The organism is Chengkuizengella sediminis (assembly GCF_010078385.1).
Taxonomy (GTDB): domain Bacteria; phylum Bacillota; class Bacilli; order Paenibacillales; family KCTC-33759; genus Chengkuizengella; species Chengkuizengella sediminis.
On sequence record NZ_SIJC01000003.1, the window covers coordinates 223,408 to 247,571 of the forward strand.

Genomic DNA, 24,164 nt, shown 5'->3' on the forward strand with positions numbered 1-24,164 from the left:
AGCGCTAGTACGTTTGTCTCGTACTCAAAATTAAAGAGTATAAATTGTACTATAAAGGGTGAACAGAGATATTAATGGAATTTTAGATAAAAAGATGATTTATGGGGCTGAAAATACATAAAAAATTATATTTTTTGAATTAAGCATGGATCGTCCCATAAACAACCGTTTATAGGACATAATAAAAACCCAAAGTTAATTCTACCATCCATTACCTAAATAAAAGGTGATGGAATAACTCATATAGTAATTTCCATCACCTTTTCTCAACTCTTTACCTTAGTCTTCTAAAAATCAAGATTTTTTACAAAATTAAATATATTATCTAATTCAGTATCTTTATAGTTAGTGGTTATTTCATTGCTTTCAATAGAAATATAATATTCAACATCCTCTTTTAGTTCAACTGTGTATACAAACACAACATCATTATTTACTTTTTGAGTTAATTTCTTTTTTAATTCCTCAAAGCTTTTGTAAAGCTGCTTGTTTACTTCATTCGAAACATGTATATTTAATTCTGAAATGAAATTTACAAATGTCTCGTATGGCTTGTCAGTATTTTTAAATAATTTATTATTCTTTTCTTTATTAAATATAATAACCGTATAAAAATTCTTTTCTCTTTCACCATCATACTTCAAAAATATTTTAATATTATTATTTTTGAAGTATTGTAGAAATTTCTGATACATCATCAATCACTCCATTTGCTATATCATTAATCAAATCCCATTTTTGATTATCTGTTAAAGTACTATTCAAATTAAAATCATTCAATAACATGTTCATGGTATCCAATGCCGTTCTCTTATTTCCATTTTCAAAGGCATGTTGAGCTACACTTCTAGTAATTGAAGAAACCTGATCCCATGGATTATCATAATATGAAGCCGAATTAATTATACTTTGTATAGAATTATACGCCTGATTTCCATTAGAATATTTCAAATTTATATTTATTATATCATTTGCTATATCTCCACCATGATCTATGAGATTCCGAGTCAAACAGTCACATGGAAATACAGCATTAACTGTAGACTTAGTGGTTTGTTTAGTCATAGCACCATATCCACCTGTAAATACGGCAACACCAATTTCAGTATATGCCATAAAATATTCTGCGGAATATGGTGAGTTTTTAGATGTTTCATAAAATGTAAAGAATGGATCAGTCGCTCCCAAAGTCCAATAACCAAGAGCACTTTCAACTGAGGTATGTTGTGCAGCAATATAATCCCATCCGTTACCTAAATAATTACCAACTGAATCCCAGATACCACCATCTGAGTCAACATAATAGGTTGCTCCACCATCAACTACTTGCTCACTATGTCCTGTAGGGTCAATATATTTCAATGGATTATTACTCACATACGTATACAAATTCAAGCTAAGGGGGTTATTAATTGTCCCTTCATACGTATCCTCAGTAATAAACCTTCCCATTGTTGGATCATAGTATCTTGCACGTAAATAGATCAATCCAGATTCTTCATCATAAATTTCACTTGTATATTGGAATGGATTATCAAAGGTTTTTGTTTCATGACTTGTTTCAGTTAAAACATTACCCCAGATGTCGTAGTCATATTCTTTTAAAACATCCTTACTACCATCTGCTGCGATGACTTTAACTACATCACCGTGACCGTTATAGAAGTAATATCCACCTAAACTCGATGTCATGTCTTCTCTATATAATAACTGATTTCCCCAAATGTTTCTTGCTGTTGGATTTCCTTCCTGGTCTAATTCTTCAATGACATTTCCTTGGAAGTAAATATATCTTGTAAAGTCACCATCTTGACTTTCTTTAGTTGCACGGAGTCCACCCACATAATATTGATAAGTAGTTACCTCATCATTTTCTTTAAAGGTACTTAATTGATTTAATGCATTATACGTATATTCTCTTGGACCTAATGGAAGTTTCATCGTTCCTTCCATTGTTTTACGGTTTCCTTTTTCATCATACGTATAAGTTTGAATACCTTCGACTACATCTTCTTGAATAATTCGATTTAAATCATCATATTGATACGTACTGATTTCACCGTTTTGATCCTTAGACACTATATTCCCAAGACCATCATAACCAAAAGATTCTGCCCAAGTAATACTTCCAGTATCTTTTTGTTCATGTGAAATGATTTCTCCAAATGGATTGATGTCCGTTTGGAATCCCATGGATAATGATTCATAAATGAGTGCTAAAGAAGTTCCATCTGTAGAAATGGTATAGTCATAGTCTCCCATCAATTGACCGTCATAAGAAACGGTTTGAATGCGACTTAAATTGTCATGCGTATAATCCACTTGTTTTAAATCTGGATAAACTAAGGCATTTAGTCTATCAAAATCATCATAGTTAAAGGTATAGGTGTTCCCAGCTATTTGTTGTGTGTTTAATCGTTTCCACTCATCATACGTATAGGAAAGGGTTTGCCCTTCACTATTTGAAAGCTCTGTTGGCAATCTTGTTTCTGGGTCATACGTATAGTCTTCCCATAATACTTCTTGGCCAGTGTTATCTACCACCGTCATATGTTCGACTTCGTTATATGGGCTATACGTATACGTAAACGTTTGTCCTTTTTTATCTACAAAGGTTTCAATCAGACCTTTGTTATTATACGTATACGTTTCTTGATCATCAGATGGAGAAGTTTCTGTTAATAACCATCCGACTTCGTTATATGTTTTCGTAACCTCAGGGTCTGTTTTGTCATTGATATAATATTCCACGACCTGTCCTAGTGGGTTATAAACATACTTATAGGTTTGCCCGAGGTCATCTTCTAGGAATATTAAGTTCCCTGTTCCATCATAACCGTATTGATTCGTTTGTGTTTTTCCTTCAGAAGTGACGGATGTTTCTAGTAATTGACCTAAAGATGAATATTGATTTGTTGTGATTCTTTCTTTATCTCCATTCATATCACGTTCAACAAACTTTACGAGATTTCCACTGACGTCATAGTATGAGATTTCTTCTTTTCCATTTGGATAAACTACTTTCGTTGTTTGTTGTAGGGTGTATTTTCCATCAGCACCTTGAACCGTGTTTGCATAATAAAATCTTGTAATGTTCCCTTCAGCATCTTCTATACTCATGACACGGTTTAAGTTATCATACGTGTAATTTGTTCCTAATGCACTATTTCCATAAGGTTTAGTTGCATCTGTAATGATGCCATCACTAGACTCAATTTCATTGATAACTTTTGATACTTCATTTACATTTCTGACTTGTTTTACATTTAAACCAAATGGAGTGTAAAAGCTATCGATTTGCTCACCATCTGGTGTATTCACTGTTACTTTTCTTTCATTGTCAACGTAACCTACAGTTGTGGTTCGAATGTCTCCACCAAATGGTACTTGACGATACGTTTTAATGCGATCTAAGTAGTCATAGTCATATTCGACTTCACTTGTATCTGGATAGATGATTTCCTTGATGGTTCCGTCAATATTGTAATCATATTGAATGGTTAAAGATATCGGACTCAGACCTTCTTCAAGAGTAACTCTTGTAGTTTCAGTTTGTAACTTTGCATCATCAGTGTACGTAAAGTCTTTTTCCGTTATCAATTGTTCCACGTCAAATTGATCTCCAGAGACATAGATATCCATAGAAGTTAACAATTCTTTACCATCATATTGAACATCTGTTTTAAAAACATCGTTTTTTTGAAGCGATGGCTCGTATGGATCTTGATAAATGTATGTTTCAGTAGTGAAATCTGGCATATAATCATTATAGTTAACTTGCTTTAAATAAGTTGTTAGACCATCTACTGAATTCACCGTTAAATTTGAAAGTTGATGGAAATTGGCATCATCATATTCATATTCAGTTGTATTTCCTAAAGGATCAATTTCTGTTATTACTTCTCCATAAGTATCATATTCTAAAGTACTTGTCTGCTTATTGATCTGATCAGAAGATACAGGAAGCATCGGAAATTGGTTGTTTTTTTGTATCCGTGGGAATAAGAATTTATGACCACTATCCTGATTATTTTCTACTACATCCCAATAATCTGGTATATGATCAGAATATTGATGGATTTTTGATGGTCTGAAGTAACCATCTTCATACTCATAAGCAGTTACAATATCAGAGTTTGAATAATAGTTGTTTCCATTCTCAGAAAATAATAATTCACTTTCTTTCAAATCTCTAACCCATGAGAATTCTAACAAAAATCTTTTTCCATGATTTCCATAATGATAAAAAGTGGTTTCCCCAGTTGAATCCTGAACATTCTTGATCGTTTGTTTATCTCCGAAACGTGAAGTGTATCCTTGAATTCTATCATTGTCGTATCGATCAAATTTCCAATATTCCTTAAAGTTATATCCATGGTCCATATGTTCATTAGAGTAAGTTTCATAAGTCACTTTCGATTGCGCATCTTCTTCATATGAATACAACACTCGATTCACGGCATGGAAAGAAATATGTTGTAATCCAAACTCATCTAAAAATAATTGTGTCGTATTTCTAAGCTCCTCAGCAATTCCAACTTCATCATAACCATCATATTCAACTGACCAAAGAGGATTATACTTATCATAAACAAATTGAAGAGTAGTTCCGTTATTAAAATTTATATTTTTTAATAATAAGTATGGAAGTTCTGCAAAATCATATAGTTGTGCGTCATAAATGTCTGCGAGTTCATAAGTTTCACCATCTTCTCCCCAGTAGGCTAACCACTCACCATATTCATCATTTTCATCTCTAGATAAAGGTCTACCACTACTTGAAGAATTATATCCATACCCATCCGCAGGAAGTATTAAGTTAAAGTCTGCCATTGTACTTGAATCGATGGCGTAGTAATCATACTCCTCTAAAACATTGCCACTTCCATCTTTGACTGTGTCAAGTTGCCAAAAAGAAATGCTTTCTGTTGTTAAATCATTAGGATGATCATCATTTGTTTTTTCCTTATAAGTAATTGTTTTTGTTCTTTTAGTCGTTTCATAATTAATTTCTTGAATAATGCTCCCTGTACTATCCATAGCTTCGATTTTGGAAATAACAAGATCAGCGTCTCTATAAATCTTGACTGTTCTATCAAGGGAATCTGTAATGATGATGTCATTATCAATGTATTCATAGTCTACAATCATATTATTAATGTGACTATATTTCTGAATAATTCGTCCCTGATCATCAAAATCGTACAAGGTATTTCCAATACCCAAAGTATATACTTCTATATCAAAACCTAACATATTATCGATGTAATTATCAGGGCCATTCTCAAAATCGAATTTCTGCCTATACCCATTCGCTCTTACTTCTAGAGAAACTTCATTCACATATGGGTAGTCTACTAATTCCATCTTTGGAGAACCATTGATATCGGTTAAATGAAACTCATATGAACTACCATCATCTACTGTGAAAACCATTTTAAATGAAGGTTCATCAGAGTCAAACACATAGCTGCTTTCATATATTTCCTTACCATCACTATCCGTTGTCAAATAATCAATATCATGAACGATCTTACCTTCAATATCGCGATCGATTTCTATATAAGGTAAGTTCAAGCTCCAGCCATTAGCAATAAATCCATTTTTCACTTCTTCTGAATCAAAAGGAATCGAATAGTTCCCACTACTTTTTGCTTCTGGCTTCATTAATTTACTATCTAAAGAGTTATATTGCCTTTTTAATACAAAATCAAAACCATTTTTCCCAGCTAAATAAATATCTGCTACACTTCTATTTGCTGTTCGGTATAACGAATCAACATATTGATCAGATTTAATATCATAATTATAGGTGCTGTTAAATTCAGTGAAAGTATACTCTTCTAAAGCAGATATAGACATCATTTCATTTAAATCAGCTACTCTATTCATGTTTAATTTCTTTTCTTGAGATGTGTTTAACTCTTCAATGTATGCTTCCCGATCTAAATCGAGTCTATATTGAGTAATAGCTGTTGGAAGTAATTCTTCTAACAACTCATAATCTTCTAAACTCAAATCAGAAATTCTTGCATTAACTAGTTCTGTATCCAATTCAATGAATTGAACTAAATCTTCATCATCTAACTGATCCATATATGATGGATCAAAATAAGCAGCAATCAGTAATAAATCTCTATTCAATTGAGGAACTTTTACATTCTCTTTTGAAGGAATTCCATTTGTTTCTTTTTTAGAATCAATATCTGTTGAGTCTTCTAAATCAATCGTTTCATCTATAGGCTGTTCTTCCGTCGTTTCTTCTGTTTCAGTAGTTTCTTCTTCAACCTTTTCATCGTTTTCAGTTATATCGTTTTCTACTAAATCTAATGCCTTAACTACATTGATTAATCCAAATCCATATTGAAGGTTATCCCCTAAAGGAGTAGCCGAACTATATATAGTATTTTTTACTTGCTCAGAAGTCAGCTTTTTATCGTTTGACCAAATCAATGCTGCAGCACCGGTCACATGAGGAACTGCCATAGATGTCCCAGTCATTTCCCCATATTCTTCATCATTTAAAGTACTTAATATCCCTGTCCCTGGTGCTACTAAATCAAGTTCTTCCCCAGTACTAGAAAAACTTGCTCTCTCTAAGTTATCATTTACTGTACCTACTGAAATGACTTCTGGAAATTGTGCTGGGTACGTTAATGTTTGTTCTCCTTCACCACCATTCCCAGCAGAAGCAATGACTAATATCCCTTCTTCAGTTGCTTCTTGAATGGTTTGATGAAGAGCTTGACTATAAGCATCTCCACCAAAACTCATAGAAATAATATTCATTTTGTTATCTATTGCCCATTGAATCCCTTCAATAACCTGTGAGTAAGAACCATTTCCATTTTCATTAAGCACTTTAACAGCATAAAGATCAGCTTTAGGAGCTACCCCAACTACCCCAACACTATTATTGAGCGCAGCTACGGTTCCAGCTACATGGGTACCATGTCCATGATCATCTTCATCAAAAGATAGCCCTTCTACAAAGGAAACTCCACCTTTTACTTTTAAGTCTGAATGGTTAGCAATTCCTGTATCTAGGATTGCAATATTGATGTTTTTACCTTCGAAATTATTCTCATGCGCAAGATCACTACCAATAGCTTCAATTCCCCAAGGAATCAACTGTTTATTTTCGTCTACATCTTTCTTTTTATGCTTATCTACAGAAGCAACTTCTACCAAAGCATTCTCTTCCACAAATAACACTTCATCATCACTGGCTACTTTTAGTAACTCTGATTCGGTCAACTCAGCCACAATGAAGTCTTTCTTTTTCATTTTTATTTTTTTAACCTTTTTATCTTTAAGCTTCTTTTCTTTAAATTCATCTGCTGATGCTTCTTCATTTAACCCTATTAAATAAGAAGTAACTTCATCATTTTCTAGTAATTCACTCGGTTTTGCATATGCTAGATTTGAAAATATCATAGTAAAGATACAAATAAGAACTATTATTTTATTAGATTTCACACTGTTGCCTCCTATATTTAAATCATACAAAAAATTATTATTAATCGCTTATTCTTGAATGTAACTTCTTTTTAGATTTCCATTTTGATCATATTCATATTGAATCGTTTGACCATTAGGAAGGATAACAGATGTAAGTTTACCATCATTATTATATTCATATATGTAATCTCCAAAAAGTGGTTCTGGAACTATCGATATTTCAACTGAGTTTTCACTTTCACCAAGATTATTTACTGCAGAAACTACATAATAATATGTGGTTCCATTAATAACTCCTTTATCAGTATAATTCGTGGATGTTATCCCACTTGCAATCACTGTGTATGGTCCAGTTGGGTTCTCAGAACGTTTTAAAGTGTAGCTATTTGCTCCTGTAGAAGGATTCCAGCTAATGTTCACAGCACCATCACCAGAAATTGATGTCACATTGGTTGGAACTGGAGGAAGTAATGTAGGATCTACTAGCATGATACTTACTTCATTTGAGTCTTCGCTTTCTCCCCCTGCATTGACTGCACTCACTACATAATAATAAGGTATAGCGTTTGATACATTTGTATCTATATAACTAGTTTCTGTACTATTTGCAATGATAGAATATGGGCCGTTCTCATTAGTAGAACGTTTAATGTTATAGCTAACCGCATCTACTACTTCGTCCCAAGAAATTTCTATCTGTGAAACAGTTGAAGTGGTATTCAAATGATTAGGTTGTTGCGGAACTAAAATTTTCATTTTATCCCATCCGGATAATCCTTTTATATGGTTATATTCATCAAAACCTACAACTACTACTGTACCATCACTTTTCAAGCCTAAAGTATGATAAGTTCCTGCCGATACCTTTACAATATCTGTCCAGCCTTCAACTCCCAATTGTCCATAACTATTATCTCCTACGGCTACTACTGTACCATTACTTTTTAAACCTACTGTATGCTCATATCCTGCAACTACTTGTACTACATCTGTCCAACCTGAGACATCTAATTGTCCATCTCCATTATTTCCTACTCCCAATACGTTTCCATCTTTTTTTAAACCTACAGTATGATAATACCCTGCTGATATTTCATCTATGTTTGTCCATCCACTAACATCCAGTTGATTATAGTTATTTCCCCCTACTGCCTCGACTGTACCATCATTTTTCAAACCTACCGTATGAGTAAACCCTGCAGCAACTTGAGTGATATTTGTCCAATTTAATACATTCATTTGTCCAAAAGCATCTTTACCTGCAGCTACTACTTTGCCATCACTCTTTACACCAACTGTATGGTAATATGCCGTACTTATTGCAGTAATATCTGTCCAACCCTCAACTTGCAATTGACCATCACTATTACTTCCTGCACCGACTACAGTACCATCACTTTTCAATCCCACTGTTTGATATTCAGCTGTAGTAATTTCTATAATATTCGTCCATGCGTTTGCATCCAATTGACCACCACTATCACCTGCAGCCACAACGCTTCCATCTTTTTTTATACCAAAAGAATGGTTGTATCCTGCAATAACTTCATCAACATTTGCCCAATCTATTGCTCCTGAAATTTGTCCATTATCATTTCTACCTGCAACTACTACACTTCCATCTTTTTTTATACCTATCACATGAAAGGTTCCTGCTGAAATGTCTACAACACCTGTCCAATCACTTATAGCTAATTGACCATGAGCATTATATCCTACAGCTACTAAGCTTCCATTACTTTTTAGACCTATAGTTTGATACTTTCCAGCAGATATTTCTATGATATCTGTCCAGCCTGATACATCTAACTCACTATAATTATTTCGTCCTACGGCCACTAGACTTCCATCACTTTTCAATCCCACGGTATGAAAGCGTCCTGCCGACACTTCAATAATGTCATTCCATCCACTTACCTCCAATTGCCCATAAGAGTTATCTCCTATTGCTACGACACTTCCATCACTCTTTAAACCTAATGTGTAATCATATCCAGCAACTACTTGGATAATGTCTGTCCAACCTGATACATCTAATTGTCCATCTCCATTATCTCCTACGGCCACTACAGTACCATCATTTTTCAAACCTACAGTATGATATCTACCTGCAACCACTTGGACAATATTTCTCCAATCAGAAACATCTAACTGACCATAATTATCCCGTCCTACGGCCACTACACTTCCATCACTATTCAGACCTACAGTGTGATATTGGCCTGCTGCTACATCTACAACATTTCTCCAACCAGAAACATTTAATTGTCCATAATCGTTCCTTCCTGAAGCCACTACACTCCCATCATTTCTCAAACCTACTGTATGATCACTAAATACACTAATTCTTGTTTTTTTAACATTTTCTTGAGTCAATAATAGAGATGATATAGTCACTTGATTTAAATCTAATGATCCAGACTCCTCTGCGATTACTATAGTTGTAAATACGAATAGACATATACAGAGTGTTGCTAGTAATTTTTTGTTAAACAATATAATTCCTCCTATAAAATATAAGTCTTAATTTACAATGTACTCTCCTGCGGTCTATTCCCCCCTTATTTTAATATGCATTCTCTAATTTATTTGACATAATTCCAAATAAGCAGAATTCATCTATCCATTTTTACAAGATAATGTAAATTCATATTTATCCATTTCATTCAATTACTTTCAAGTTTTTTAATTATGAAAAACCCCGAACGTAATGAACCACTCGTTTGAGGCTTCCTCATTAAAATTCTTTAAAAATTGACCAAATAACATTCCTAGATAGAATCATTTACTTAAGAATGAATGTATCAGATTGGAAATAAGGATAAAAATCAATTTATATTATTTCTTTATTAATAATTAACTGATAAAACAAAACATCTAACCAAGAATCAAACTTATAACCCACCTCTTTAAAACAACCTATGTATTCAAAGCCAAACTGCTCATGCATCTTTACACTTACTTCATTTCCTTTTGTAATACCGGAAATAATGACGTGGTGACCTAAACCTTCAGCGCGTTTAATCATTTCAGTCATTAAATTTTTGGCAATGCCCTTACCTCTAAATTTTTCATCTATGTATACAGATAACTCCACTGTTTGATAATATGCTGCTTTTGATCTATAAGGGGATAAACTGCAATAACCCGCCACTTGATCATCAATACAAGCTACTATGATTGGATGTTTCTTGCCATAATGAGAAAACCACTCTTTTCTCTGTTCCAATGTTTCTTTCTCTAAGTCAAAGGTTGCCGTTGTTGTTAAAATGGCATGATTATAAATACTTAAAATTTCAGGAAGGTCTGTCTCAACTGCGTCTCTAATTATCAATTTGTTAGTTCATCTCCATCAGAAAATCATTAAAAATAAAAAAACAATATACTTAAATGTATTGTAATTCTCTTTAAAAATCAATGTAAATAAATACAAAATGTACAATTATTTTTTCATATATTATCCAATTAGATTTTTTGATTTTTGGGAAATACTAATTTTAACAAGGAGGGATAACATGACGAATAAAGATATGGGGCCAATGTCAGGAGATCCTGTGGAAACTGAAGGCATATATAAAAATGAATGGGACAGAGAGGAAATGTTTAAACGTGGAGACATATTCCCTGCTGATCCTCAAATGGGAACTACAGCATGGGTATTAAGTGCGTTTCCTCCAGATCAGCAAAGAAGAGAAACGGTTGATCCACGATTTAGATTAAACAATACAAGTGAATCCAATCATCAAAACAAACCACGTTTGCACATAGATCGAGGGGATAAATAAACCTTATGTTTAAATCATATAAAGATCCTAATTTAGAACAGAGATTAAAGGAGTTACAAAAATACAAAATTAAAAAATTCTCTTCAGAATACCCTAGTGAAACCTGGAAAACATTGCAGTTGTATTCGCAAAAGAGACAGAAAAGAAACATCATTATTTCACTAATCACTGCTGCCATCATTATTCCAATGGTAATTGTTCTATTAATGAGTAGACAAAATCAAAAACGAAGTTGGTTTCACCAACTCTTTTGCAGATGGCGCTAAAAAAAATCACTGACCCCAATAGGTCAGTGATTCATTATGAATTCATCAATTATTTCACAAATCGATGTCCACCAATTTCTTTCACTACTTCCTTACTATAAAAGAAGTCACTTTTAGATACTGCGGGGTTAAAGAAATATAAAGCACCTTCTACTACAATTTTACCTGCTAACACTTCTTGAGCAGCCTTGATTGATTGAGCGGACGGCTGAATAGTTTCAAACTTACCTGTTTTTACAGGTGTAAATTGATTGTTGGCATAGATTACACCTTTAATCGTATTTGGAAAACGTGAATCATTTACTCGATTCAATATGACATTTCCCACAGCTATTTGACCTTCATAAGGTTCGTAACCTGCTTCTGCAGATATAATTTTAGCTAAAAGTTCAATTTCTTCTTCAGAAAAGTTTTGAGCTAATTTTGATTGCATTATAGATGGAATTACTACTTTTAATTGATCATTGATAAATAACTCATCGGATTCTAGTTTATTTCTGACTTTTAGTTGTTCAACCGTTATTCCATATTGTTCACTTATACTCTGTACAGTTTCACCAGGCATTATGGTATGTAGTGGTATAGTTGATACATTCATTTGTTTGGTTTCTACATTGTACTGAAAATTTGCATGCAAAAATTCTGTGAGATGTCGAACAGGTATATAAAAATGATCATTTTCTATAATGGTTGGAGCATCCATATAATATCTTTCACCATTAAGCAGTACGCTTACATCATTTAATTTAAATGTTATCTGGTCTCCAGAATTCATTTGGATAATAGCTTCTTTTGTATCCTTTATCCATTCAACTGTTGCGCCAAACTCGTCAACTACTATACGAATTGGTACATAAATACGACTTTCTTTCTCTACTATTGGCTTAGATAAATTTACTTCTTGAGAGTTAATTTTTATCAAGTAACTTGACTGTGACGCAAAACTAACACTCATCACTGTAAAAAATAAAAATAAACTTATCGTTACAGCTTTTAGTTTTCGAATAAAAATCACTTCCTAATATAAAATTATGAAACCCATCCCTATTATAACATAGCAATGCAATCAAATAATTCTCAATTAATGGAAGTGTATTATAAGAACATGAAGAAAAGACCCATAAGAGTCTTTTTATTTTATAGTATACCCACCACGAACCATCACATAAATCGTGTAATCAACACTCTCATGTGGCTTAATTCCGCGACCTTCACCAGGATTAATTAATAGATGGTTATTCTCAACGGCTACTCCGTTTAAAATATCTTTTGCACCAGTAACATCGGCTAATCCATTGCTTGAATCACTAAAAGCGACTGTTTTACCAGTTCTAACTATTACCTCTGTTCCAATATTAGGATATAAAGCTTGTCCAGGTTGTAATTTTACAACTTCCAAAGAAGATGACGATATCCCTCCACCTATTGTTGATAAATCTACACCCGATAATTGTTCTTCAATCAATTGACCAATTGTCTCATCTACATAACTTTTTGTTACTAGTGGATCATTTACTGAACCTGGTTGTTCAGAAGTGAAGGTATTTGCTAGGGAAGGGATTGAGGAGCCTGCTAAGTATCCACCTCCTAGTAATAGAGCTAATAAAGCTATTTTTGTTATGTGTTTTTTCATTGTGTTTCCTCCGATTTGGGTATGTATATTAATATAATATTATACTCTAAATAACATTTGGGGTTGCGGTATTATATCAATAACAATAATATAACTCTTAAACATTCAAAAATAAAGAGAAGCCCTAAACATTAGGACTTCTCCTTGACTTTATTATTATTTTAGATTCCATTATTATCTTGAATATTTGTTGGATTACTTATTACCTCATTACCTGAAGCATCATAAATTGAATCATCAGCAATATCTACAGTGTCAGCAGAATCTCCTAAAACATGATTAACATCAGCATTTAAATTAATTATTTGCAAGCCATTAGCAGTACTGTCCGCTACTTGATTTGATTCAAAAGTAGTCGAACCACTTACACTAACATCATTATAAGTAAACAAAGCTTCAGTAAAGTTTCCTTGACTTGCACTCTCATTAGGAAATACTATTTCACTAAATGTAACTACTGTTAATGGAGAATCTTGATTCGTAAGATCAGCTTCAACTTTAATAATTAGTGGAGCAGCCTTATCATCAACCTCAACTTCATTTCCGTCTGATCCAATATTTCCTAGCTGGTTATTTGAAGCATCAACAGCGTTTCCGCTTGCATCAACGTAATAATAATTTAATGCAGCAGTACCAGTAAGGACATCTAATTCATTTAAAGTCAATGTAATTGTATTTGTAGACGAGATACCCCCAGTAACCCCTATTGGGTTGCCATTAATATCCTCAATAATAAATCCACTCCCATCAGAAGTCACATTCTCATCAAAAGTTAAGACTATTTGATCAGTTATGCCATTCAGATTATTATCAAATGATTCCACTGTTTGAACAGTAGCAGGAGTAACATCTACAACATTAGCTACATCCGTTCTATCAACATTTGTATTTCCAAAACTATCTAAATCATCTTCATAAGTAACTGTTAATGTCCCACCTACAGTCCCCTGTACTTCGTTATTATTTGAAACATTAGAAATTAATGTTGCAGTACCTGAAAATACTCCAGAGTTATCATCTGTTTCTGTTAATGTAACTTGAATTGAATTTCCAGATCCTGCTAATGCTACATTTACTTGATCTTGTGAGTTAGTAGTGTCCTCATCAGCGTCTGTTACAGTTACAGTAACTGTTTCGCCTATCTCATAGCTAGCTTTGTCTAAAGAAACAGATCCAGTAAACCCAAAATCATTATCCTCTATATTAATGACTTCAACATCATCAATTTCTTCAAGGATATTACCATATACGTCTTCAATATCATAGTCATTTACAGTACTTAATTCTAAATCAACATCTAAATCAGAACTATTTTGCTCTTCAACTCGGATTACAACATAGATACCATCCGTATCATTTCCTTCTGAAAGATCAGCAGGTATTGTTGTATAATCATCCGTTGCATAAGCTCTAATTATATCGTTATAATCACTATCATTAAATTTAAACTTCTTCTTGTAAATAGAACTGTCACTTATAAGCTCCGTGAATTCAATGATAACATGGTCTGTTTTATTATTTCCATCAACGTCAATCGCAAAAACGTTTTCTACTTTATCACTTCCAAGTGTTCTAAATGCTACTTCAGGAGCTATACCATCTACAGCAACCCTTGCATTTCCATTTATAAATGGCTCTGGAGCTAAATTGAAAATGTTATGCGTATCTGGATCACTTTCATCTGCTTCAAATGATACTTTTATGTCTAGATCATCTTCTGCACTATCTCCAGTATTTTCAATTTCATTTTCTAAGAATAGTGTTACTAGTGTACCTTCATCGTTATACTCGATGTCTAATCCATCAATATCTCCATCACCATCGATGAATGAACCTTCTACTTTAAAATCATCTTCACTTACTGAAGTCAGTTCTTGGTCAAATTGTACTGTAATTTCAGATCTACTAATTGCTGTAACATCATTTAAAGCTACTTTCGCTCTAACATTACCAAATTCATCAATATCTATTGATATCTGGAATCCATCGTATTTATTTCCATTTACGTCCTCGACATTGGAAATTAATAACTTATCCGCATCTGCAAGCTCAGCAAGATCATCTTCAGTTAATTCTATCATGACTGTTTTATCGTTTTCGAAGAATTCAAAATCTCCATGAATTCTTGTTGTTTTATTTCCATCATAAAAACGATAATTATCTGGATCAATTGCTGTTTCACTAACTTCTTCTTTATAAATTATATATAATACGCTATCCTTACTTCCGTTATCATCAAATTCTACTCGACTTACACCAGCAAAAGTTAAATCATCTACGTCTAATTCAATTGAGTATTTTTCCATTTCATTTTCATATAACGTATCATCTACTAAATCAGAAATTTCTAAGATGATTGTGTTTCCTTCTTGATTGTCAAAATCAATTATTACGGATTCATTGTTGTTACCTGGATCAACTTCATGATCTACATCTAGTTCATCCCCATCTTCATCAAAGAATTCAAAATTATCTTCATCAAATTCTTTAATGCGTTCACTGAAAGATACTTCAATTTCAGAACCAGAGATCACTTCCACATCCATTACAGTTGGAGCTTCACGATCCGACTCAATCTCAATATCATAAGTCGTTGTTTCAAATTCATTACCCCAGTTGTCTACAATTTCTGAATCATTTGCATCATCTTTGATTGTAAACTCTACATCACCTGATGGTAATGGTCTATCATCATCCGTTTCTTCAGCAAATACTACAAATACTGTTGTTACTTTTTCATCTTCATCAATATCATTTTCTCTATTTTCATCTGCATAGATTTCTACAGCTTTCCAAGATCTATAAGTATGATAGAAATGATCAGGCGTTAATCCACTAACAGGTTTATCAAACTCAACTTCTATCACTTTTTGATCTGCGTTAATCACTTCTGCAGTTGGTATTTCTTTTGAATCTTCATAATCATAAGATTCTTTAAAGCTAATATTTGAATAACCTGCAAAGTCCTCTACTTTTGAAACAGTAATCGTGTACTCATTACCGTCTTTTAATTTAGAATTAAGGTCAACATTCACAACACGTTCATTATTCTGATCAATAATTACATCTCTTACAGATAATTTTGTTGAACCTTTTTTAACAACAACATTAGAATCATCAATTATAAAATCATCTTTTGGATTTTCATCATCCATGATTGGTTCATTAAATGTGATTTTAAAAGATTTAGGACCTGTAAATTCGATTCCTTCCACTTCTGGCAAATCACCATCAAATGGTTTAAATTCTTCTTCGAAATCCTCAATGATTTTTCCACCAATGTTCATTACTCCATCAATTTCAAGTGTATACTCTTCTTGATTATCCATTGGTTCTACTTTTAATACAATTGTCTTACCATCTTCTTGTAGCTCAGCTCCTTCAACATCAATACCATCAGATAAATCATAATGATCTGTGTTTTCAGCTGTTACTTCATCTAACAATCCATTAAATTCAATAACGATTTCACGAAGATTGTCAGAGTCAATATTCTCTACTTCTAGTTTCTTTTGTGATTCTTTATAGTCTTCTACTTTCTCTACACTTACATAAGCAGATTCTACTAGGAATGTGCGGTCAGCATCTATAGTGTAATCATCATACTCACCAATTAGACCTAATTTTAATGCTGCCGCAACATATTCTTGCGCCCAAGCACTAACATCTGCATCATCAACTGATCCATCCTCATCATATTCCTTGTCTGTTAAGAATACATAACCTTCAACCAACATTTTTGCAAATTCTTGAAGTGTTACATTATCTTTCGGAGCAAATTTACCATTACCAATACCCTCAATAATGCCTGCATCTACTGACGCTTCAACATATTTATAAGACCAACGTTCTTTATACACATCAGAAAATGTTGGTGTATTAGGAATATCAGATAGATCTAAGTCAAATACTAATGCGATGATTTTAGCGGCTTGCTCACGAGTCATATTGTCTTCTAAATGAGGTAAGCCATCACTATAACCATTAAAAATACCTTTGTCTTCCAATTCATTATATTTATCTTCAGCATCCATTTCTTTAGCAAAGGCCACTGAAGTAAGCATTGAGAAGACCATAGCTATAGATAGTAATATAGATAAACTTCTTTTCATAACCTTTTTTCTCCTCCTTGAGAATTATGTCTTAAATTATTGTTCGATATAGAGTTCATTTAAAATCAATGATTCTCTTACATAAGTTACCCCCTTTCTAGTATTGAAACTGAATTTATATCATTACTTCTCTGTAACAAATATTACAGAAAACTGTTAATTAACATTAATATTTCTGAAGCATTAAAACATAATTAATCCAAAAAAATACGCATCACGTAGGTATATTTATTTATCTATATACTTATACACTACTGATCTTAAAAGGTTTCGGATTTCTCTTAATTTTTTTAGTAAAAAAATAATAATTTAGTAAAAATTAGTTATGTCAAAAACTGTTCGTAATTAACAGATATATTTTAACTGTTTTTATTAAAAAATAATTTTCATATTAAGTTAACGATATGTAGCTAAAAAAAGTTGCATTTAATATTTATTTATCCACTACCAAATAATCAAAAAGTTGAAGCAAATCATGTGAATTACTAAAGCTATTTTTTTGTAAAGTTTGGCTTTAAGTAATGTCCTTTTATCTATAGGTACAGCAAAAAAAGCCCCATGAAATTTCATGGGGCTTTTTGTTAAAGTATGTTTAATTTTGATTAAGGATTTGTGTTGATCTCCTCAAGAGTTATATCATCGTCACCTTCAAAGAAGTTACCTGAATCATCAGCAAGTTTATCCTCATCAATAGTGATTTCTAGATCTTCACCATCTACAAGAACGTCATCTGCAACAGTTAAGGTGATTACTGCACCACTTACACTAACTGAAGTTGGAGTCTCGTCATTTACTTCGAAGAATCCTTTATACAATTCATCAGAATCCATATTTTCAGTAAATTCGATAGTAACTGTGTTTGTTCCAGTAACTGCTACTGGCTCATCAATTAATTCTGGAGCATAACCGTCTGCTATATCAGCACCAGAATAATTGAATGTTTTAGGTTTCACTCCAAAAATGTTTGCTATTTCTACGTCTGTAATACCGCGATCAAATGCAACCGTAACACCACTAGCATCTGTAGGGATTTCAATATCATCATCTTCATTATCAAGAGTTAGTTTCAATACTGTGTTCCCATCATCGTTAAGGTCTTCTTCAATTCCATCAATAACAACATCTGCACTACCAGATACTGTTACAGAAAACCCAGTTTCATTAATGTTTTCTAATCTTTGATCAAATTCGATAGTAACTTCATTACTTCCAGTTACTGATACTTCAGCTACAGCTTGAGTATCTTCACTATCGAAAGCAACTATAGTAGCATCAACTTGGAAATCGTCCATGCCGTTTCCATTTACATCTTCAATATTAGATAGTACAAGTTCATTATAAGCACCGTTTAATTTATCAAAATCATCACTTGTTAACTCAACTTGAATAATGTGATCTTCTTCAAAGAATTCGAATTCACCTTCAAGTTTTGCTAAGGTAGTACCGTTATATAAACGATAGTTATCTGAATCAATAGCAGAATCACTTACAGCTTCATTAAAGATGATATACAGTAGATCGTCACCTTCATTAAAAACATCTTCATCTTCTGCATCTTTGAACTCAACACGGTCTACTAAATCAAATGTTAAGTCATCAAATACCAACTCTTCAGAATACTCTTCCATTTCATTTTCATATAAAGTATCGTCTACTACGTCAGAAATCACTAAAGTAAGAGTTTCACCTTCTTGATTATCGTCTTCAAATGTTAACGTTACCGTCTTGTTATCATCTGAACCTTCTGCAGTAATGTCAATATTAACTTCTTCTCCATCACTATCTAAAAACTTATAGTTATCTGAATCAACTTTAACACTTTCGTTAAATGTAATTTCAACTGATGTACCAGATTCAACTTCCACACCTGTTACGGTTGGAGCATCACGATCTGCTGCTACTTCAAGTTCATAAGTAGTTTTCTCAAATTCATTACCCCAGTTGTCTTCGATCTCCCCAGAAGCAATTGTAAATTCAACTGTACCTGAAGGTAACGCATGATCACCATCGAAGCCATCATCTTCACCGTCATCAAATACTACAAATAACGTAGTTACATTATCCAGTGAAGCTTCTACATCAGCTGGGACTTCTCCCTTAGTTTCAGTGATGTAAAGAGCTTTCCATCCAGTATATGTATGATTAAAGTCATCTTTATTCACACCAGATACTGGTTTATCAAACTTAACTTCTACAACTGTTTGAGTAACATCTTCAATTGAAGCTGTTGGAACCTCTTTAGAATCTTCATAATCAAAGTTCTCTTTATAACTTACGTTTCCATATTCAGCAAAATCTTCATATTTACTAATTGCAATTGAATACTCTTCTCCATCTTTGAAAGAGGAGTTAAGTTCAACAAATACTTCATTACCACTAATTTTTGTATCATTTTTATCTACAGATAATTTCTTAGACCCTTTTTTAACCTCAACTTCACCATTTACTTCAGGGTCCATTGGTTCACTAAAAGTCACTGTAAAACTTTTCGGTCCAGTAAATTGAAGACCCTCTACAGTTGGAAGATCAGCATCAAATGCAGTGAATAATCCTTCGAATTCTTCTAATGTGTTTCCACCCGCACTTGTTACACCATCAATTTCAATTTTATATTCATCTTGATTATCTAATTCTTCAACAGTTAAAACAACTGTTTTACCATCTTCTTGTAATTCAGCACCATCAACATCGATAGAATCTGATAGATCATAATTTCCTTCTTCTTCTGCAGATTCTGCGTCAAGAGCTGCATTGAATTCAATTACTACCTGTACAAGACTGTCAGCAGTAATAGACTCAACTTTTAATTCCTTAGCTGCTTCAGCTAATTCTTCTACTTTCGCATTAGCAACATAAGCACCTTCAACTAAAACCGTACGAATTGCATCAACAGTGTAATCGTCTTGCTCAGCTATTAAACCTGCTTCAAGTGCAAATGCTACATATGCTTGAGCCCAAGCACTTACATTTTCACTATCTGTAGTAGCATCCATATCGATTTCCATTTCAGTTGTAGTTGCATAACCAACTGCGATCATTTTAGCAAATTGTTCAACAGTTACGTTATCTGTTGGAGCAAATACTCCTTCAGAAACACCATTGATAATTTCTGCCGCAGCAGCTGCTTCTACATACTCGTAAGACCAACGATCAGCAGCTACATCAGAAAATGTTGCAGCTTCTGGAGTGTCTAAGTCTAGTTCAAAAACAAGTGCAATAATTTTTGCTGCTTGTTCACGAGTCATATTGTCTTCTAAATGTGGAAGACCATCATCATACCCATTAAAAATACCTTTTTCTTTCAATGCATCAAACTTCTCTTCAGCCGTCATTTCAGTTTCTTCAGCAGCTGCTACAGAAGCGAACATTGAGAAAACCATAGCTAACGCTAATAATATAGATAAACTCTTTTTCATAACCTTTGTTTCTCCTCCTCGGAATACGTTTGTTTGTTTAGTTTTACTAGATTGAGTTATTGAATCATTTGAGCTCTTTTCTCTCATGTCGATTCACCCCCTTCCTAGAGTTGAGCTATAAATTGTCTTATATTTAATGTCTGTAACAAAAAGTTACAGAAACTAGTAAATAATTACTAGACAAGTTTAACCACTCTAAATATTATACATGGGTGGTGCCTTGTCGTAAAGTTATTTTTTGGAGAATTATTCTTTTCAAATCTATGTAATAAAACAATATACAAGTAGTTAAACGCATAAGTTTCGAAAAAGTTGCGATACTAAATAAAAAATAAATAATTTTTTAATAAATTTGTCCATGATAAGAGATCTTTAAAATCGATTTTCTTAAAAATATTGATTTTAAAAAATTTATAATTTCTTTTGTTAACAAAAAAAGCCCCATGTTAAACATGGGACTTTCATGTGAATAAATACTTATTGTGGGTTATTGTCTAATAAATCAATTGCATCTACAGTTAAATCATCACCTGCAAAGAAGTTATCAGATATATCTGCTAGTTTATTCTCTTTAATTGTGATTTCTAATTCTTCACCTTCTACAAGATCCTCAGCAACTATTAATGTGATTAATTCACCATTTATACTTACTTGAGATGGAGTCTCGCCATTTACTTCGAAGAATCCTTTATACAATTCATTAGTGTCCATGTCTTCAGTAAATTGGATTACAATTGTATTTTTATCATCTACTGTTACTGCATCTTCAACTAATTCAGGAGCAATTCCATCCTGAATATTTTCACTAAATACTTCAGGATATTTACCAAAAGCATTCACTGTAGATCCAGTTTCTTTAAGGCTAAGTGTAGTTGATGGGTTAGTTACTGTTAATTGACTTGCTTCATCAAGAGTTAAAGTGATTAAAGTACCTTCTTCGTTATAATCAACTTCAACACCATCAAAAGTACCAGTTTCACCTAGTATGAAATCTTCATGAGCTACTTCTGTAAGATCTTGGTCAAATTGAACAGTAATTTCACTTTTACTAATCGCTTTAACTTCTGTTGCATTAGCACCTTGTTGTCCAGTTACAGCTTTTGAAGCTTGGAACTCATCAAGGCTGTTTCCATTTACATCTTCTATTTTAGAAACTAGAACATTTGAACCAATCTCAACATTATCATCTTCATGAAGTTCGATTCTAACTGTTTTTTCATTGTAGAAGAAATCAAATTCACCTTTGAATTTCTTGATTTCACCACCATCATTTTGGTAACGATAGTTATCAGCATCAATTGCAGAATCTGTTACTTCTTCGTTATAAATAACATAAAGTAAGTTATTGTCAACTAATTCAACACGATTGATTCCAGAGAATGTTGAATCATCAAATGTTAATTCTTGAGAGTATTTTTCCATTTCGTTCTCGTATAAAGTGTTGTCTACAAGATCAGAAATTTCTAAAGTTACTGTTTCACCTTCTAAGCTATCAACAACTGTTAATGATACAGATTCTTTATCAGTTGCAGGATTTACAGTGATGTTAACATCTAACTCTTCGCCATCTTCATCTAATAAAGTATAAGTTCCATCTTCTAAGTTAGCGATTGCTTCACTAAAAGTTACTTTAATTTCAGTACCTGATACAACTTCTACATCTGTTACAGTTGGAGCTTCGCGATCTGCAACAACATTTAATACATAAGTTGTTTCTTCAAATACGTTACCCCAGTTATCAGTGATTTCATCATCACCATGTTTACCTAGGATCGTAAACTCAACGTCACCAGATGGTAAAGCGTGATCTTCATCAAACTGTACAAATACAGTTGTTACTTTTTCACCTGTAGCGTCTTCTGTTAATGCTGAATCAGTAAAGATTCCCGCAGCTTCCCAAGAAGTATACGTATGGAAGAAATGATCCACTGTTAAACCACTAACTGGCTTATCAAACTTAACTTCAATTACTTGTTGGTCAGCATCAACGATTGTAGCTGTTGGTGCTGTTGTATTTTCTTCATAAGTGAAAACTTCTTTGTAACTCACATTAACATAACCTGCGAAGTCTTTTACATTAGAGATTGTGATTTCATAATCAGTTGCATCATCTAAAGTAGAATGAAGTTCTACGTTTACTTCTCTTTCGTTATTAGTATCAATAACTGCATTTTTAACAGCTAAGCTTCTAGAACCTTCTTTTACAGTTACATTTCCTTTTGCAGCTGATTCAACTGGTTCGTTGAATGTTACTACGAAAGATTTAGGACCTGTAAATTCAATTCCTTCAACTACTGGTAAATCTGCATCAAATACTTTGATATCAGTAGAGTAATCTACTAATGTTTTACCACTAGCACTCATTACACCGTCAATTTCAAGTGTATAAGTTGTTTGGTTTTCAACATCTCCGACTGTTAATACTACTGTTTTACCATCTTCTTGTAATACTGCTTTTGAAACATCAGCAGAATCTGAAAGATCATAGTTACTTGTATCTTCAGCTGTTTCTTCGTCTAATGCAATATTATATTCAATTGTCATTTCACGTAAGTTATCTGCTGTAACAGATACTACATTTAATACACTATTGAATTCAACAACATTAGCATAAGTTGTGTAAGCAGAATCTACTAAGAAAGTACGATCTGCGTCAATTGTGTAATCTTCATATTCAGCGATTAAACCTAAATCTAATGCAGCTGCAATATAATGTTGTGCCCATTCACTAATGTTTTCGTTATCTACAGTTGCTTCTTCGTCAAGTTCAACACTTGTAAGGTTAGCATAACCTACAGCTAACATTTTAGCGAATTCTTCGATCGTTACATTTGCTTTAGGAGCAAAAGTACCATCGCCCATTCCTTCGATAATTCCAACTTTTACAGATGCTTCGATATATTCAGTTGACCAGCGATCAGAAGTTACATCAGAAAATGTAGACTCTGCTGATTTATCAATGTCAAGTCCAAATACTAAAGCAATAATTTTTGCAGCTTGCTCACGAGTCATGTTGTCTTCAAGGTGAGGCAAACCATCTAAATATCCATCAAAAATACCTATTTCTTTTAATTCGTCAAACTTTTGTTCAGTTGTCATTTCTTCCGCTGATGCCACAGATGCGAACATTGAGAACACCATAGCGATTGCAACTAATAATGATAAACTCTTTTTCATAACCTTTATGTCTCCTCCTGGATGTTGTTTTTTTGTTTGGTTATTTAATTTACTGTCATGTGACATTAAATCATGTGAGCTCGTTATCCTCATTCAAGATGCACCCCCTTTCCAGAGTGTGAGCTAAAAAATTGAGTAAGTAGAAAAATGATTGATACGAATACACATTGATATATTGTAGTGTGCTATACAATCTATCAAGTCTAGTGTATTGCCATCTATCAATCGGCTACAGAAATCAGTATATCTTAAATTATTCACGAAGTCATTGATAAAGATTTTCCAGTAAATTAACCAAAAAGTGAATAAAATAA

At 33.1% G+C, this 24,164-nt stretch carries 11 protein-coding genes and 1 pseudogene; 2 read left to right on the forward strand and 10 right to left on the reverse strand.

Annotated elements, in window-relative coordinates:
• Positions 1-287: 287 nt before the first annotated feature.
• The 5 genes and pseudogenes from EPK97_RS08275 to EPK97_RS08295 form a co-directional block, all read right to left on the reverse strand.
• A complete protein-coding gene (locus EPK97_RS08275) occupies positions 288-695 on the reverse strand; it encodes a hypothetical protein (RefSeq protein ID WP_162036150.1) in 408 nt (135 codons plus the stop codon).
• Positions 661-7,479, reverse strand: a complete 6,819-nt coding sequence (locus tag EPK97_RS08280) for a S8 family serine peptidase (RefSeq protein ID WP_162036151.1) — start codon at positions 7,477-7,479, stop codon at positions 661-663. The genes EPK97_RS08275 and EPK97_RS08280 overlap by 35 nt, the downstream gene beginning before the upstream one ends.
• 48 nt (positions 7,480-7,527) lie before the next feature.
• A complete protein-coding gene (locus EPK97_RS22560) occupies positions 7,528-9,351 on the reverse strand; it encodes a hypothetical protein (protein WP_420826784.1) in 1,824 nt (607 codons plus the stop codon).
• A 15-nt stretch (positions 9,352-9,366) separates the two neighbouring features.
• Positions 9,367-9,789, reverse strand: a pseudogene (locus EPK97_RS22565) (RCC1 domain-containing protein); the annotation flags it as partial.
• A 505-nt stretch (positions 9,790-10,294) separates the two neighbouring features.
• Positions 10,295-10,795: a GNAT family N-acetyltransferase gene (locus EPK97_RS08295; protein WP_162036152.1), complete on the reverse strand. Its 501-nt coding sequence runs from the start codon at positions 10,793-10,795 to the stop codon at positions 10,295-10,297.
• Between the two features lie 181 nt (positions 10,796-10,976).
• Here EPK97_RS08295 and EPK97_RS08300 point away from each other — a divergent pair, with 181 nt between their 5' ends.
• The gene (locus EPK97_RS08300) at positions 10,977-11,246 is read left to right on the forward strand and encodes a transposase (protein WP_162036153.1); all 270 of its coding nucleotides are present in this window, start codon (positions 10,977-10,979) and stop codon (positions 11,244-11,246) included.
• Between the two features lie 5 nt (positions 11,247-11,251).
• On the forward strand, positions 11,252-11,512 hold the full coding sequence (locus EPK97_RS08305; RefSeq protein WP_162036154.1) for a hypothetical protein: 261 nt from the start codon (positions 11,252-11,254) through the stop codon (positions 11,510-11,512).
• A gap of 49 nt (positions 11,513-11,561) precedes the next feature.
• Here the strand turns inward: EPK97_RS08305 and EPK97_RS08310 are convergent, their stop codons facing one another.
• From EPK97_RS08310 to EPK97_RS08330, 5 genes are all read right to left on the reverse strand, one after another.
• Complete coding sequence (locus EPK97_RS08310; protein ID WP_162036155.1) at positions 11,562-12,527, reverse strand: cell wall hydrolase; 966 nt, start codon at positions 12,525-12,527, stop codon at positions 11,562-11,564.
• A gap of 117 nt (positions 12,528-12,644) precedes the next feature.
• Positions 12,645-13,145, reverse strand: coding sequence for a hypothetical protein (locus EPK97_RS08315; protein ID WP_162036156.1), 501 nt, complete (start codon positions 13,143-13,145; stop codon positions 12,645-12,647).
• Between the two features lie 161 nt (positions 13,146-13,306).
• The gene (locus tag EPK97_RS08320; RefSeq protein ID WP_162036157.1) at positions 13,307-17,257 is read right to left on the reverse strand and encodes an S-layer homology domain-containing protein; all 3,951 of its coding nucleotides are present in this window, start codon (positions 17,255-17,257) and stop codon (positions 13,307-13,309) included.
• 602 nt (positions 17,258-17,859) lie between these two features.
• A complete protein-coding gene (locus EPK97_RS08325; protein ID WP_162036158.1) occupies positions 17,860-20,760 on the reverse strand; it encodes an Ig-like domain-containing domain in 2,901 nt (966 codons plus the stop codon).
• A gap of 390 nt (positions 20,761-21,150) precedes the next feature.
• A complete protein-coding gene (locus EPK97_RS08330) occupies positions 21,151-23,943 on the reverse strand; it encodes an S-layer homology domain-containing protein (protein WP_162036159.1) in 2,793 nt (930 codons plus the stop codon).
• Between the last annotated feature and the right edge of the window lie 221 nt (positions 23,944-24,164).

Coding starts and splice junctions, on each gene's coding strand:
- EPK97_RS08275 (WP_162036150.1), bottom strand. CDS start 695: ATGTATCAGAAATTTCTACAATACTTCAAAAATAATAATATTAAAATA.
- EPK97_RS08300 (WP_162036153.1), top strand. CDS start 10,977: ATGACGAATAAAGATATGGGGCCAATGTCAGGAGATCCTGTGGAAACT.
- EPK97_RS08305 (WP_162036154.1), top strand. CDS start 11,252: ATGTTTAAATCATATAAAGATCCTAATTTAGAACAGAGATTAAAGGAG.
- EPK97_RS08315 (WP_162036156.1), bottom strand. CDS start 13,145: ATGAAAAAACACATAACAAAAATAGCTTTATTAGCTCTATTACTAGGA.
- EPK97_RS08320 (WP_162036157.1), bottom strand. CDS start 17,257: ATGAAAAGAAGTTTATCTATATTACTATCTATAGCTATGGTCTTCTCA.
- EPK97_RS08325 (WP_162036158.1), bottom strand. CDS start 20,760: ATGAGAGAAAAGAGCTCAAATGATTCAATAACTCAATCTAGTAAAACT.
- EPK97_RS08330 (WP_162036159.1), bottom strand. CDS start 23,943: ATGAGGATAACGAGCTCACATGATTTAATGTCACATGACAGTAAATTA.